This is a genomic window from Ramlibacter tataouinensis TTB310, assembly GCF_000215705.1.
GTDB classification, from domain to species: domain Bacteria; phylum Pseudomonadota; class Gammaproteobacteria; order Burkholderiales; family Burkholderiaceae_C; genus Ramlibacter; species Ramlibacter tataouinensis.
Map to the genome: position 1 here is coordinate 3912618 of NC_015677.1, position 14152 is coordinate 3926769.

Consider the following 14152-nt stretch of genomic DNA (forward strand, 5'->3'; position numbering starts at 1 on the left):
CGGCGGTTTCAGCCGACCCGGCAGATCTTGAGCATGTTGGTGCCGCCGGGCGCGCCCATGGGCTCGCCGCAGGTGATGGCGTAGATGTCGCCGCTGGAGACGATGCCGCGCTTCTTCAGGTGCGCCTCGGCCTCGCCCAGGGCCATGTCGCGCTCGGCGCTCTGGTCCATCAGCAGCGGCCGCACGTTGCGGTACAGCGCCATCTTGCGCTGGGTCACCAGCTTGGGCGTGAGCGCGTAGATCGGGATGTGGATGCGGTGCCGGCTCATCCACAGGGCGGTGGAGCCGGAATCGGTCAGCGCCACGATGGCCTTGCAGCCCAGGTGGTGCGCCGTGAACAGCGCGCCCATGGCGATGGACTGGTCGATGCGCTGGAAATCCATGCCGGTGAAGTCGGCGTCCAGCTTGACGTCCTCGGCCATCTCGGCCTCGGCGCAGATGTTGGCCATCTCGATGATGGTCTCCAGCGGGAACTTGCCGGCCGCGGTCTCGGCGCTGAGCATCACCGCGTCGGTGCCGTCCAGCACCGCGTTGGCCACGTCGCTGACCTCGGCGCGGGTGGGCACCGGGTTGGTGATCATGGACTCCATCATCTGCGTGGCGGTGATCACCAGCTTGTCGCACTGCCGGGCCAGCCGGATCATGCGTTTCTGCAGCGCCGGGACGGCGGCGTTGCCCACCTCCACCGCCAGGTCGCCGCGCGCGACCATGATGCCGTCGCTGGCCTTGAGGATGGACTCGAGGTTGGGGATGGCCTCGGCGCGCTCGATCTTGGCGATCAGGCCCGGCTTGTGGCGGTACTCGGCGCCGGCCACGTTGCACAGCTGGCGTGCCATCTCCATGTCGGTGGCGTTCTTGGGGAAGCTCACCGCCACGTAGTCGGCCTGGAAGCCCATGGCGGTGCGGATGTCCTCCATGTCCTTGGCCGTCAGCGCAGGGGCGGTGAGGCCGCCGCCCTGCTTGTTGATGCCCTTGTTGTTGGACAGTTCGCCGCCCAGCTTGACCACGGTGTGCACCTGCTCGCCCTTGACCGCCTCCACGGTGAGCACGATCAGGCCGTCGTTGAGCAGCAGCACGTCGCCGGCCTTCACGTCGCGCGGCAGCTCCTTGTAGTCCAGCCCCACGCCGCGGATGTCGCCGGGCTCGGCGCGCGAGGCGTCCAGCACGAACTTCATGCCGGGCTCCAGGAACACCTTGCCTTCGGCGAACTTGCCGACGCGGATCTTGGGGCCCTGCAGGTCGGCCATGATGGCCACCTCGCGGCTGGCGCGCTGCGCGGCGGCGCGCACCAGCGTGGCCCGGTCGATGTGGTCCTGCGCCTTGCCGTGGCTGAAGTTCAGGCGCACGACGTTGACGCCGGCGCGGATCATCTGCTCCAGCAGGTCGGGGTCGCTCGAGGCGGGGCCGAGGGTGGCGACGATCTTGGTGGAGCGGCGGGCCATGGAGTCTCCTGTCGGTGAGGGCGCCGATTCTCCCACGGCACCCCAGGGCAGGTTACCGCGCGGTTACCGGCCCGACAACCTCAGCCCCTGGCTCGCTTCTCGAGGATCTCGAAGGCAGGAAGCTGCTTGCCCTCCAGCACCTCCAGGAAGGCGCCGCCGCCGGTGGAGATGTAGCCCACGTCCTTCTCGATGCCATACTTGGCGATCGCGGCCAGCGTGTCGCCGCCGCCGGCGATGCTGAAGGCCGGCGACCGCGCGATCGCGTGGGCGATGGTCTCCGTGCCCTTGGCGAAGGCGTCGAACTCGAACACGCCCACCGGGCCGTTCCAGACGATGGTGCCGGCGGCCATCAGCTGCTGCGCCAGCCGCTGCGCCGTCTGCGGACCGATGTCCAGGATCAGGTCGTCCGGGGCCACCTCGGCGGCGGCCTTCACCGTGGCCGGCGCGTCGGCGGCGAACTGCTTGGCCACCACCACGTCGGTGGGGATGGGCACCTCGGCGCCGCGCGCCTTCATGGCCTGGATCACCGCCCTGGCTTCGCCCACCAGGTCGGCCTCGGCCAGCGACTTGCCGATCGGCAGCCCGGCGGCCAGCATGAAGGTGTTGGCGATGCCGCCGCCCACGATCAGCTGGTCCACCTTGTCGGCCAGCGACTTCAGGATGGTGAGCTTGGTCGAGACCTTGGAGCCGGCGACGATGGCCGCCAGCGGCCGCCTGGGAGCGGCCAGCGCCTTGCTGATGGCGTCGATCTCCGCGGCCAGCAGCGGCCCGGCGCAAGCCACCTTGGCGTACTGCGCGATGCCGTAGGTCGAGGCCTCGGCGCGGTGCGCGGTGCCGAAGGCGTCGTGCACGAAGACGTCGCACAGGGCGGCCATCTTCTGCGCGAGCTCGGGGCTGTTCTTCTTCTCGCCCTTGTTCAGGCGGCAGTTCTCCAGCAGCATGACCTGGCCGGGCTGGACCTCGACGCCGTCGACCCAGCGGGCGCGCAGCGGCACCTCGCGGCCGAGCAGCTCGGCCATGCGCTGCGCCACCGGCGCCAGCGAATCCTCGGGCTTGAACTCGCCCTCGGTGGGCCGGCCCAGGTGCGAGGTGACCATCACGGCGGCACCGGCGTCCAGCGCCATCTGGATGCAGGGGATGGAGGCGCGCACGCGCGTGTCCTCGGTGATGCGGCCGGCGTCGTCCTGCGGCACGTTGAGGTCGGCGCGGATGAAGACGCGCTGGCCGCGGACTTTGCCTTGGGCGCACAGATCGGAAAAGCGCAGGATGTTCATGTCGTCTTGGGATGAGCTGCCCTGGGGAGCCGGGCGTATGGGCCGTCATTGTAAAAAACAGCCGGGCCGCGCGGGCCAAGACAAAGGGGCCCGATCGGGCCCCTTCGTTCGTTGCGCGGCAGCTGCTTAGCGCGGCACGGAGGCCGGCGCGGGCCCGAAGGGCACGCCCCCGGGGCCGGCGCTGAAGTTCAGCGGGCTCACGGCGACCTGCTGGCCCATGCCCGGCTGGCTCCAGTCGCACACGCCGGTGCTGAACACCGCGCGCAGCCGCGCCAGCTGGCCGGCATCCAGGCGGCCGGCGTAGTCGGCGTCGTTCACCGGCTTGAGCTGGCACTTGAGCACGTCTTCCCGACGCGGCCCGCCGGCCACCTGGCGCGGCGACAGCGAGGGCTTGAGGAAGGGGTCGGCATCGCAGACCGCCTGGTCCGTCACCTTCACCGACTGCGACGCGTCACCAGGCAGCAGGCAGAAGTCTCTGCTGGAAGCCGGCCGCGCCTGGCGCACCTTCTGGTGCAGCGGCGTGTCCGAGGTGTCGGCCTTGAGCGCGGTCAGCCACTGGTCCATGGTGAGGAAGGCGTCCAGCGCCATGGTGCCGGGCGGCGTGAGGCCGGTGCGGGCGAAGCGCCACAGCGCCTGGTTGTTCGCGTCGCCGGCCTCGGCCGCGATGCGGTCGCGGACGGCGAAGCTGAACCACTGGTGGTGGATGGGGATGGCGTTGGTGCCCGGGGTCTGGCCCGGCGGCACGTTGATGTTGGAGTCGTCCCAGCCGCGCATGTCGATGATGGCGGTCTTGGCCAGCTGCCGGCCGCTGGCCACGATGCCGGCGCGGTAGGCGGTCTCCAGCGCCGCCATGTCGGCCGTGGTGCGCTGGGCACGCGGCGTCGAGTCGCGGTCGATGCCGCCGACGATCTCGTTGAGGGTGACGAACTCCTCGCCGCTGATCGCGCCATCCTGCAGCGCCTTCAGGCCGTACTGCACGCCCACGTTGTCGCGCGTGTCCTGCGCCGCCGGGCTGCCCGGCACCTTGCCCCAGATCGGCTCGGCCCAGCTCCAGGCGTTGCAGCGCGGCAGGTGCGCGGTCGCCGCCGGCCTGGCCGGGTCGTACACCGCGCTGTTGGGCATCTCGCAGTTGTTGGTGGGCGTGGGCCGCTGCACGATGGCGCCGGTGACGTTGTCGGCGACCAGGCGCGGCTGGTAGACACCGGCGCGGCCGTTGCTGCCGAAGGCGTTGTACCAGGCATGGCAGGCGCTCTGGTCGGGATGGCCGTTGATGGCGGCCTTCTTCGCGTTCACCTGGGCCTGCGTGAGCGTGCCCCACAGGGAGGCCATCTGCGGCTTCTGGTAGGCGTCGACCAGCAGCACGCAGTCGCCCACCTCCAGCGTGGTGGTCTCGCTGTCCGGGTAGGTGCAGGTGGTGGTGATGCCGTCCAGCAGCCCCGGATTGATGGACGCATTCATGTTGGAGTTGATCGAGCCGCCCGAGCAGCCCGCGCCCATGGTGTAGCGGATGGGGCCGTAACCGTCGCCGATGCGCTCCTTCATCATCATGACGGTCTCGCTCATCAGCACGCGGTTGGAATTGCGCGCCGAGTCCGTCATGCTGTTCATCACCACCAGCCAGCCGCGGCCGATCTGCGCGCTCAGGCTGGTCCAGGCGGTGGCCGGGCGCACCTGGCGGCGCGGCTGGCCGGTGCTGGCGCCGAAGTTGTAATACACCTTGCCGTTCCACTGCGCCTGCGGCGCCGTTGCGCTCCAGGGGCGGGCCGGATCGAACAGCACGGCGATGTCGTAGATGCCGCGGTTCATGGTGCCGCGCTCGACGCGCACGATGTAGGGCACGGTGCGGTCGTCGTCGGTGGTGGTGGTGGCCATGTCCAGCGGCTGCGGCCCGGCCGGGTCATAGGGCTTGAAGCAGGCGTTGGACGGCGGCGGCACGCTGGCCGCCGGCGCCGTGGCCGTGGGCGGCACCGAGGGCGAGGGGTCGGGCAGGCCGAAGGTGCAGTTGGCCGAGGCGGTGGACCGGTAGTACAGCTTGTACTCGGTGGCGATGTTGCACTGCGCGTCGGGCTGGCCCTGCAGGCCGCTGGCGTTGGTGGCCGGCGTGGCGTTCTCGCCGGTGCCGCCAGTGGGCTGCGGCACCGGAGTCGCGCAGAAAAAGGGCACGACCTGCGTGCCCGAATAAACCGGGCCGCCGCGCGTCGCGTTGGTGAGGGTCAGCTGCGCGCGCCGGCCACCGCCGGCCTGGGCGGTGAGCACGTTGCTGCCCACGCTCAGCCCGGTCACCAGTCCGGTGACGCGGCCGTCGGCGCGCTGGGCGAAGGCATCGCTGACGTCGCGGCCGTTGACGGCCACCTTCAGGGAGGGGAGCGCCGCCCGCTCGGGCAGCACGATCTCCACCAGGGCATCTCCATCCGTGACGAGGTCGGCCCGGTTGCTCACCGTGCGGATCTCCAGTGTTTTTTCCGGCTGGATGCGGCCGGCCTGCGCCTGGCTGTCGCCCGCATCACCGCTGCCGCCGCCGCATCCCGCCGCCAGCAAGGCGGCAATGGCTGCACTCACGCCCAGGCCTGGCCGGCCCGGCTGCATCGACTTCCACATGCGTGTCTCCTGATTTTTGGAGGCGCCAGTCTAGGCAGGCCCGGGCACGAGAAGGGGCTCGGTTACCCCTGGTTTCCCCCAAGGTGTCACCCAGGTGTCACCAGGCGTCTACCAGCCCAGACCCAGGTGCAACGGCAGGTAAACCGCCATGCCGGCTGCAATCGTGGCCAGCACGTCGCGGCGCCAGAAGAAGGCCGCGGCGCCGGCGGTGGCGCCGAACAGGCGCGCGTCCTGCCAGGTCGCGATGAACTGGCCTTGCGTGGTGATGATCTCGGGCACCACCACTGCCGACAGCGCCGCGATGGGCGCGTACTGCAGGCCGCGCTCGGCCCAGCGCGGCAAGGGCCAGGGACGGCTGGAGATGAAGAAGAAGCCGCGCGCCACCACGGTCACTCCCGCCAGGCCCACGATGATGGCGACGGTCCACGGATCGGTGGCGGCCGTCACGGCGCCGCCTCCTTCAGCCGCGGGTGCTTCTCCAGCCCCAGGCACAGGAGCACCGCCACCGCGATCGCCACCACGATGTTCAGCTTCAGCGGCAGCGTGTAGGCCACCACGGCCGCCGCGCCGGCCACGCTGGCCGAGACGATGCGCAGCCGGGTGCTGGCCAGCGAGCACAGGATGCCGACCAGGCACAGGATGCCGGCGAAGCCCAGGCCCCAGTGCGTGGGGATGAAGTTGGCCAGCGCCACGCCCACCACGCTGGCACCGACCCAGCTGGCCCAGTTGACGGCGCAGTTGCCCGCCAGGAAGGCCTCCTGCGCCCGCCGCCCGGCGGCGTCCTGCGCGGGCTGCGGGAAGCGCCGGGTGAAGATCACGTAGCTCAGGTCGGCGGTCAGGTAGCCGTGCACCAGGCGCTCCCGGCGCGGCAGGTGCATCAGGTAGGGCCGCAGGTGCAGGCTGAAGACCACGAAGCGCAGGTTGACGCAAAAGCCCGTGGCCAGGATCACCCAGGCCGGGGCACCGGCGATGATCAGCGGCAGCGAGGCCAGCTGCGAGCTGCCGGCGAACACCAGCACCGACATCAGCAGCGACTCGGTGACCGACAGGCCCGACTTGACCATGGCCACGCCGGTCATCAGTCCCCAGGCCGCGATGCCGGGCGCCTGCGGCGCCATCTGGCGCATGCCGACGCGGAACTCGGGATGGCGGCGCAGGGCCGCGACGAAGAACATCAGGCGGCGCCCTGCGGGGCCCGATCGAAGCGCATGCCCGGCGCCACGGCGAAGCCACGCAGGAAATCGGCGGCCTGCAGGCGCTTGCCGCCGGCGCGCTGCAGCTGCGTGATGCGCAGCACGCCCCGGCCGCACAGCACCGACACGCCCGCCGCATCCGCGCGCAGGATGGTGCCGGCCGCCGCGCCGGGGCTCGGGGCATCGCGATCGACCTCGGCGCGCCACAGCTTGACGGCTTCGCCGTTGAGGACGCCGGAAGCACCGGGGGAGGGATCGAAGGCGCGCACGCGCCGCGCGATCGCCTCGGCGGGCTGCGACCAGTCCACCTGCGCCTCGCCCTTGTCGATCTTGTGCGCGTAGGTCACGCCCTGGGCGGGCTGCGGCACCGGTTTCAACCCGCCGCAGGCCGCCAGTTCCAGCGCCTCCACGATGAGGCGTGCGCCCAGCACGGCCAGCTTGTCATGCAGGCTGCCGGTGGTGTCGTCGGGCGCGACGGGCATGCGCTCGGCCAGCAGCATGTCGCCGGTGTCCAGGCCGGCGTCCATCTGCATGATGGTGACGCCGGTCTCGGCATCGCCGGCCTCGATGGCCCGGTGGATCGGGGCGGCGCCACGCCAGCGCGGCAGCAGCGAGGCATGGATGTTCAGGCAGCCGAGACCCAGGGCCCCCACGCTCCCCGCTACGCGTGGTTCGCTGCCCCCCGAGGCGGCGTTCGCGCCTTGGGACGGCCCGGCGGCGCTCAGCGTATCCAGCACCCATTGCGGCAGGATCAGCCCGTAGGCGGCCACCACCATCACGTCGGCCCGGGCCGCCTCGAGCGCCGTCCGCGCGTCCGCCGCGTCCCCGGGGCACTTGCCGTCCAGCCGCAGGCTGCGTGGCTGCGCCACCGGCAGGCCGTGATCCAGCGCGAACTGCTTGACCGGCGAGGCCTGCAGCTTGAGCCCGCGGCCGGCGGGCCGATCGGGCTGGGTCAGCACCAGGGGGATGTCGAAGCCGGCGGCGTGCAGCCGCTGCAGCGCGGCGCGGGCGAACTCGGGCGTGCCGGCGAAGACGACGCGCATCTAGCCGCGCTCATCACGCACGTTGCGGAACTCCATGGCCGGGTGCGCGCGCCGCACCACGTTCTGTGCGTCCAGGTACACGTGGTAGAACATGTCGGTGTTGACCGCGTCGCGCCAGCGGTAGGTGAGCACCGGGCCGTTCCAGCTGGAGACAGCGTCGACGCGCGCCGGCGGGCCGAACTCGCGCTGCACGTCGATGCCGGTCCACACGCCGGGCTGGATACGCTGGAACTCCCGCTCGGCGAGCACCTGCCGCACCTGCGTCACGCGTCCCATGGCGTCCAGGTCCACCATGTAGGCGTGCTGGCCGAACGGCTGCAGCGAGTACTGCAGGCGCTCGCCGCCACCGGGCAGCGGCACCACGGCCGTGGGCTGGCCGGCCTGCGCGACCACGTCGGCGCGCGGCGTGCCGGGCGCGATGCGGCCGGCGTTGTAGGCATTGCCGGCGCAGCCGGCCAGCAGGGCCGTGGCCAGGACGGCGGACAGCAGGAACTTCATGCGTGTATCTCGGATTGCGGCTCTCAGGCGCGCTCGGTCTCGCGGCGCGCCTTGAGCATCTTGGTCTTGATGCGGTTGCGCTTGAGCGGCGACAGGTACTCGACGAACACCTTGCCCTGCAGATGGTCCATCTCGTGCTGGATGCACACGGCCAGCAGGCCCTGGGCCTCCAGCGTGCGCTCCTGGCCCTTGTCGTCCAGCGCGCGCACGCGGATGGCGGTGGAGCGCTCGACGCCGTCGTAGATGCCGGGCACGGACAGGCAGCCTTCGTCGCCCAGCTGCTTGTCGTCGCTGGCCCAGACGATCTCGGGGTTGATCAGCACCAGCGGCTGGTTGCGCTCCTCGGACACGTCGATGACGATCAGCCGCTCGTGCACGTCGACCTGGGTCGCGGCCAGGCCGATGCCGTTGGCGTCGTACATGGTTTCCAGCATGTCGGCCACGAGTGTCTGGATGCGCGCGTCGATGGCCTGCACCGGGCGGGCCACCGTGTGCAGGCGGGGATCGGGATAAACGAGGATGGGAAGCAGTGCCATGGAGAACCTGTGCGGGTGTCGCTATTTTCGCCACTTTTGCCCGCGCCCACCGGCGCCCGCGGGCATAAACGTTGCCCCATCAAGGGCTTGAGCGCAGAATCGCCAGCGGTTTGTCAAGAAGATCCGAGGACGGGAAGAAACTCATGAAGGCGCATTCCAAGACCGCTCTGGCCTCCCCGCCGCAAGGCTTGAACACGGCGCGGCGGGCCGTCCTGAAGCTGGCCGGCGCCACCCTGACCGTACCGGCCTGGGCCCAGACCTTCCCCGACCTTCCCATCAGCGACGCGCAGCGCGCCACCGCCCAGCAGGTGGCCCAGGCCGGCGTGCCCCTGTCCGAGCTGGCGCCCGACGCACCCGACAGCTACCTGGTCAAGCGCGGCGACACCCTGTGGGGCATCTCGGGCATCTTCCTCGTCAGCCCGTGGCGCTGGCCCGAGCTGTGGGGCATGAACATGGACCAGGTCCGCAATCCGCACCTGATCTACCCCGGCCAGCAATTGCTGCTGGACAAGATCAACGGCATGGCGCGCCTGCGGCTGGCCCAGGGCGAGGGCCCGGACGGTCGGCCCATCGACACCATCCGCGTCTCGCCGCGCACCCGCATCCAGTCGCTGGGCGACCTGGCCTTGCCGACGCTGCAGCCCCATCTGATCGAGCCCTTCCTGGCCGAACCCATCATCGTGGACGAAGGCGTGCTGGAGCGCGCGCCGCGCATCGTGGCCGCGCCCGAGAGCCGGGTGCTGATCACGCGCGGCGACCGCGCCTACGTGCGCGGCGTCGAGCAGGCGCCGCTGCTGCAGGCCCAGCCGGGCCGCGCCGAGGAGTTCCGCGTGTTCCGCAAGGCGCGGCCGGTGCGCGACCCGGTCACGCGCAAGGTGCTGGGCTACGAGGCCCAGTACCTGGGCCGCGCCCTGCTGGTGCGGGGCCAGTCGGTGCAGCCGGTCAGGACCGGCGGCGGAACGCGGCCCCTGCCCGTGCCCGCCACCGTCGACATCGTCGCCGCCCGCGAGGAGATGCGGGCGGGCGACCGCCTGCTGCCCGAGCCGCCGCGGCAGCTGGTGAGCTACGCGCCCCGCGCCCCGCAGGGGCCGGTCGACGGCGCGGTGGCCGCCATGTACGGCGACTCGGTGGCCATGGCCGGCCAGAACCAGGTGGTGGTGATCAACAAGGGGACGGCCGACGGCATCGAGAGCGGCCACGTGCTGGCCATCCTGAAGGACGGCGCGCAGTTCCAGGACCGCTCGCAGCCGGGCGAGCGCCAGCAGATCAAGCTGCCCGACGAGCGCAACGGCCTGATGATGGTGTTCCGCCCGTTCGAGCGGCTGTCGTACGCGCTGATCCTGGAGATCCGCGACGGCGTGGAAGTCGGCGACCGGGTGGTCAACCCGCGCTGAGCCCGCTGCGCGCCGGCGCCTGGCCATGGAGCGCGACGAACTCGCCGCCTGGCTGCGGCTGTCGCTGACGCCGCAGGTCGGCTCCGGCACGGCGCGCCGGCTGCTCGCCGCCTTCGGCCTGCCGCAGAACATCTTCGCCCAGAGCCACGGCGCCTTGCTGGCCGTGGCCGCCCCGGCGCAGGCGCAGGCCCTGCTGGCCGAGCCGCCCGGACTGGCGGCGCAGGTGGAAGCCACGGCCCGGTGGCTGGCGCAGGCCCGGGCCGAGCGCACGCTGCTCACGCTGGCCGACGCCGCCTACCCGGCCGCGCTGCTGCAGACCGAAGACCCGCCGCTGATGCTGTACCTGGCCGGCCGCCGCGACCAGGTGTCGCGAGCCGACGGCTGGCCTCGCGCCATTGCCATGGTCGGCAGCCGCAATGCCACGCCGCAAGGACTGGACAACGCGCGCCAGTTCGCCCGTGCCTTCGCCCAGCAGGGCTGGACCGTGGTATCGGGACTGGCGCTGGGCGTGGACGGGGCGTCGCACGAAGGCGCGCTGGACGGCGCCGCGGCCGGGGCCCTGGCGACCATCGCCGTGGTCGGCACCGGACTGGACCGGGTCTATCCGCGCCAGCACCTGGAGCTGGCGCGCCGCATCGCCGCGCAGGGCCTGCTGGTCAGCGAATACCCCTTGGGCACGCCGCCGTTGCAGCCCAACTTTCCCAAGCGCAACCGGATCATCGCCGCGTTGAGCCAGGGCACGCTGGTGGTGGAGGCGGCGCTGCAGTCGGGCTCGCTCATCACCGCGCGCCAGGCGGCCGAGCAGGGCAAGGAGGTGTTCGCCATCCCCGGCTCCATCCACTCGCCCCAGGCCCGCGGCTGCCATGCGCTCATCCGGCAGGGCGCCAAGCTGGTGGAAACGGCCCAGGATGTGCTGGAAGAGCTGGTACCGCAGCCCACCAGCCGCGCGGCGGTATCCGGCGCTCGCGGCGAGCGCCCGGCGCAGGAGGCCGGCGACGACCCCGTGCTGGAATCGATGGGGCACGATCCCGTGACGCTCGATGCGCTGGTGGCGCGCACCGGGATGCCGCCGCCGGCGCTGCAGGCGCGTCTGCTCGAGCTCGAGCTGCAAGGCCAGGTGGGCCGGCTGCCCGGCGGGCTGTTCCAGCGCGTCGGCTCGGCCTGATGCGCTGCGGCGGCTGTGCAACGCTGGCGGCGGTTACGCCTGCGGCGGGTGCTTCTCGGCTATATTGGGTTCCATGTTTGAAGTGCTGGTGTTCGTTTACGAAAACTACTGGCGCGGCGACGCCTGCCCCCAGCTGCAGCAGCTCGGTCGCAAGCTCAGCGCCCACGGCTTCGAACCCGAGGAGATCCAGCAGGCGCTGACCTGGCTGGACGGCCTCAATCTCGCCGCGCAGAACACCCGCGCAGACGATCTCCCCTCCGAGGAGCGGCCGCTGCCGCTGCAATCTGCGGACAGCCTGCGGGTCTACTCGGTGCTCGAGCAGGACCACCTGGGCGCGCAGTGCCTGGGCTTCATTTCCTTCCTGGATTCGGCCGGCGTGCTGCCGGCGCCCATGCGCGAGATCGTGGTCGACCGCGCCATGGCCGCGCCGGGCGGACCGGTGTCCCTGGACGACCTGAAGATCATCGTGCTGATGGTCTATTGGAGCGTGGGACAGGAGCCCGACGCGCTGGTGCTCGACGAGCTGTGCGAAGACACCCTGGGGCGTCTGCCCCACTAGCTCACGTCAGCAGGCGTTCCGGGTTCGCGTCCAGCTTGGCCAGCGCATCCCGAGTGGCCCGCACCGTCAGCGCCTCTTCCTCGGTCGGCAGCAGCAGGCCCGCCTGCAGGTAGGACGCCAGGCGCCGCGCCTGGATCAGGTAGCTGCGGCCCTCGGACGAGGCGAACAGGTGCAGTTGCCGGCGCTGGCTGCGCCAGGCGTACTGCACGTGGGCGGTCTTGCCGTTGTGGTCCAGGCTGAACCAGTTGCCCAGCTGCAGCTCCTGCGCCCAGGCCAGCATGGCATCGTTGGGCTTGGAGCCGCCGTCGGCCACGACCTCGAGCATGGAAGCGTCGATGCCCAGCATCAGCTCGATGCTCTCGGCGTCCAGCGGCAGGTCGGTGGCCGGGTCGTCGGCGACGTAATCCTCTAGGTTGGCCAGGCGCTTGGCCATGGCGTCGATGCGGGCCTGCGGGATGGCCTCGGTCTTGGACTGGAAGGCATCGGCCAGCGTGTCGCCGATGACCTTGATGTGCGATTCCTGCGCCGGGCCCTGCAGCCCCAGCAGCGACATGCCCTGGCGCAGGCGCTGCAGCAGCCGGGGCAGGTCCTGGATGACGCGGGCGCGCTCGGCCCGGTTGGGCTTGGCGCTGGCGGCCCACACCAGCTCGGCCGCCGACCTCTTCATCGCCACCGTCTCCTCGTGCTGCGGCCCGTTCTTCACGGCGGCCACGGCCAGCACCTCGGCCCAGACCTTGAACAGGAACTCGCGGATCTCCTCGCGCACCGGGATGTCGTTGAGCATCTTGCGCATCTCGATGGTGTACTGGACCGCCATCGTTTCCTTCTGCTCCACCTGCTGCGCCACGCTGACCACGCGCTGGGTGGCGCTGCTGCCGGTGAGGAAGCGCGACAGGAATTGCTGGAACTCGTCGTACACCAGCTGGAACACGCGCCGGCCGGTCTCGGGGTACTGCTCGATCACCTGCACCACCCGCTTGATCTCCGCCTCCAGCGCGCTGCCGCCGATGGCCGTGGCATCGAAGCCCATCACACACGAGCCCATGCGGTCGATCAGCTGGCGCGCCGGGTGCTGCAGGGTGCCGAAGAACTCGGGCTCGGACAGCGCCACCCGCAGCACCGGCATCTGCAGGCGGGCGAACCAGACGCGCACGCCGGGCGGGATGCGCTCCTCGGCCAGGATGCTCTGGAACATCAGCGCCACGATCTCGATGGTCGCCTTCTCGCCCGAGGTGGTGGCCTGCTTCTTGAGTTCGCCGGTGCGCTGGCGCAACTCGACCGCGGCGCGCTGCACCGCCGAGTCGTCGTAGGCGGCTTCGGCCGCGGCGGCGCCCTGCACCTCCGTCTGCACCTGGGTGGCAGCCCCGGGCCCCGCCTGGCCCGCCAGCGCGCTGGCCAGCGCCGGCGAGGGCTGGCCCGCCCGGTCAGGATCGAAATCCGGCACCCGCTCCATGAGCAGGCGCTTGAGCTGGCCGATGACCCCGCTGGCGCGGGCGCGGGCCCGCGCCAGCGGGGTGGTGTTGGTCATCAGCCGGGTCTCGTCGGCCACGCCCCACGCTCCCCCGGCGTTACCGCCCGGCCCCCCGCGGCCACCCGCCGAGTGGCCGCCACCTGAAGAACCGCCGGAAGCGCCGCCCGGCAAGGAGACGCCGTCGGCGCCGCCGCCACCACCACCACCGCTACCACCGCCATTTCCCGCTCCTGCGGCCGACCCGGACCCGGCGGCGCGATCGGTCCCCGCGGCCGAGCGGCCCAGGTTCGCCGATGAGGCCGCGGCGGCCGGCGCGCGCGCGGAGGCGCCGCGCCTGACGCGTGAGCTCAGGTCGATGTCCGGCAGCACGCCCTGGGCCACCAGGGTTTCGTTGACGCGCTTGTACGCCGCCGTCAGGCAGGGCACCAGCTGCTGCTGGATCACGTCGCTGACCAGCACCCAGGTCGGGCGCGGCAACTCGCTGGCCAGCCACTGCTCGATCAGCAGCTGCGACACCGTCTCGGGCCGCAGCACGTCGTCGGCGGCGAGGTCGCTGCCGCCTTCCAGGTGCTGCACGCGCACCTTCAGGTCGTTCAGCTCCCAGACCGCCTTTTCCTGGACGGCCAGGGCCAGCCGGGACGCCAGGATCTTCCTTTCCACCACCTCGTCGCCGATCAGCTCCAGGCTGGCGGCGGCCGGGCGCATCCGCGCCGTCGATGCCGTCGCCGGCACCATGGCGCGGCGCCAGGCCTTGCGGGTGTTGTCGACCCAGCCGGAGCGCAGGCGCTCGAACTCGATCAGGGCATCGCGCCGCTCGTGCATCTCGCGGGTGCTGGCGCCGCTGTTGGCCAGCTCGGTCAGGCGGCTGCGCAGGGCGTCGGACAGCGCGGGAAGCGCCGCTTCCAGGTCGCCCACGAACTGCTCGCGCACCTGGCGGGCCAGCAGAGCGTTGGAGGGCGGCTGTGCGCTGGCCAAGATG

12 protein-coding genes are annotated in these 14152 nt (G+C 71.5%); 3 read left to right on the forward strand and 9 right to left on the reverse strand.

Translation table 11 applies throughout. From position 1 onward, the window contains the following. Positions 1–8: 8 nt before the first annotated feature. The 8 genes from pyk to def all read right to left on the reverse strand — a co-directional run bounded on the left by pyk (position 9) and on the right by def (position 8584). Positions 9–1442, reverse strand: coding sequence for a pyruvate kinase (pyk, locus tag RTA_RS18855; protein ID WP_013903028.1), 1434 nt, complete (start codon positions 1440–1442; stop codon positions 9–11). A gap of 80 nt (positions 1443–1522) precedes the next feature. Beyond that, a complete protein-coding gene (locus RTA_RS18860) occupies positions 1523–2716 on the reverse strand; it encodes a phosphoglycerate kinase (RefSeq protein ID WP_013903029.1) in 1194 nt (397 codons plus the stop codon). Positions 2717–2842: 126 nt separating this feature from the next. Continuing rightward, positions 2843–5314, reverse strand: a complete 2472-nt coding sequence (locus tag RTA_RS18865) for a DUF6351 family protein (RefSeq protein WP_013903030.1) — start codon at positions 5312–5314, stop codon at positions 2843–2845. A gap of 108 nt (positions 5315–5422) precedes the next feature. Continuing rightward, positions 5423–5761 carry an AzlD domain-containing protein gene (locus RTA_RS18870; protein WP_013903031.1) on the reverse strand — a complete coding sequence of 113 codons (339 nt, stop codon included), beginning with the start codon at positions 5759–5761 and terminating at the stop codon, positions 5423–5425. Next, the gene (locus RTA_RS18875) at positions 5758–6489 is read right to left on the reverse strand and encodes an AzlC family ABC transporter permease (RefSeq protein ID WP_013903032.1); all 732 of its coding nucleotides are present in this window, start codon (positions 6487–6489) and stop codon (positions 5758–5760) included. The genes RTA_RS18870 and RTA_RS18875 overlap by 4 nt, the downstream gene beginning before the upstream one ends. After that, positions 6489–7550, reverse strand: coding sequence for a methionyl-tRNA formyltransferase (fmt, locus tag RTA_RS18880; RefSeq protein ID WP_013903033.1), 1062 nt, complete (start codon positions 7548–7550; stop codon positions 6489–6491). Before fmt ends, RTA_RS18875 begins: the two co-directional genes overlap by 1 nt. After that, a complete protein-coding gene (locus RTA_RS18885; protein ID WP_013903034.1) occupies positions 7551–8048 on the reverse strand; it encodes a hypothetical protein in 498 nt (165 codons plus the stop codon). Between the two features lie 23 nt (positions 8049–8071). Continuing rightward, positions 8072–8584 carry a peptide deformylase gene (gene def, locus RTA_RS18890; protein WP_013903035.1) on the reverse strand — a complete coding sequence of 171 codons (513 nt, stop codon included), beginning with the start codon at positions 8582–8584 and terminating at the stop codon, positions 8072–8074. Positions 8585–8727: 143 nt separating this feature from the next. On the opposite strand from def, the gene RTA_RS18895 reads away from it, so the two are divergent. From RTA_RS18895 to RTA_RS18905, 3 genes are all read left to right on the forward strand, one after another. After that, positions 8728–9978 (forward strand): LysM peptidoglycan-binding domain-containing protein, encoded by a 1251-nt coding sequence (locus RTA_RS18895; RefSeq protein WP_013903036.1) that lies wholly within the window; start codon positions 8728–8730, stop codon positions 9976–9978. A gap of 25 nt (positions 9979–10003) precedes the next feature. Then, positions 10004–11143 carry a DNA-processing protein DprA gene (gene dprA / locus RTA_RS18900; RefSeq protein WP_013903037.1) on the forward strand — a complete coding sequence of 380 codons (1140 nt, stop codon included), beginning with the start codon at positions 10004–10006 and terminating at the stop codon, positions 11141–11143. 73 nt (positions 11144–11216) lie between these two features. Next, complete coding sequence (locus RTA_RS18905) at positions 11217–11702, forward strand: Smg family protein (protein WP_013903038.1); 486 nt, start codon at positions 11217–11219, stop codon at positions 11700–11702. A 1-nt stretch (position 11703) separates the two neighbouring features. On the opposite strand, the gene RTA_RS18910 is transcribed toward RTA_RS18905, so the two are convergent. Next, positions 11704–14148 (reverse strand): DUF1631 domain-containing protein, encoded by a 2445-nt coding sequence (locus tag RTA_RS18910; protein WP_013903039.1) that lies wholly within the window; start codon positions 14146–14148, stop codon positions 11704–11706. Positions 14149–14152: the final 4 nt, after the last annotated feature.

Coding starts and splice junctions, on each gene's coding strand:
- pyk (WP_013903028.1), bottom strand. CDS start 1,442: ATGGCCCGCCGCTCCACCAAGATCGTCGCCACCCTCGGCCCCGCCTCG.
- RTA_RS18860 (WP_013903029.1), bottom strand. CDS start 2,716: ATGAACATCCTGCGCTTTTCCGATCTGTGCGCCCAAGGCAAAGTCCGC.
- RTA_RS18865 (WP_013903030.1), bottom strand. CDS start 5,314: ATGTGGAAGTCGATGCAGCCGGGCCGGCCAGGCCTGGGCGTGAGTGCA.
- RTA_RS18875 (WP_013903032.1), bottom strand. CDS start 6,489: ATGTTCTTCGTCGCGGCCCTGCGCCGCCATCCCGAGTTCCGCGTCGGC.
- fmt (WP_013903033.1), bottom strand. CDS start 7,550: ATGCGCGTCGTCTTCGCCGGCACGCCCGAGTTCGCCCGCGCCGCGCTG.
- RTA_RS18885 (WP_013903034.1), bottom strand. CDS start 8,048: ATGAAGTTCCTGCTGTCCGCCGTCCTGGCCACGGCCCTGCTGGCCGGC.
- def (WP_013903035.1), bottom strand. CDS start 8,584: ATGGCACTGCTTCCCATCCTCGTTTATCCCGATCCCCGCCTGCACACG.
- RTA_RS18895 (WP_013903036.1), top strand. CDS start 8,728: ATGAAGGCGCATTCCAAGACCGCTCTGGCCTCCCCGCCGCAAGGCTTG.
- dprA (WP_013903037.1), top strand. CDS start 10,004: ATGGAGCGCGACGAACTCGCCGCCTGGCTGCGGCTGTCGCTGACGCCG.
- RTA_RS18905 (WP_013903038.1), top strand. CDS start 11,217: ATGTTTGAAGTGCTGGTGTTCGTTTACGAAAACTACTGGCGCGGCGAC.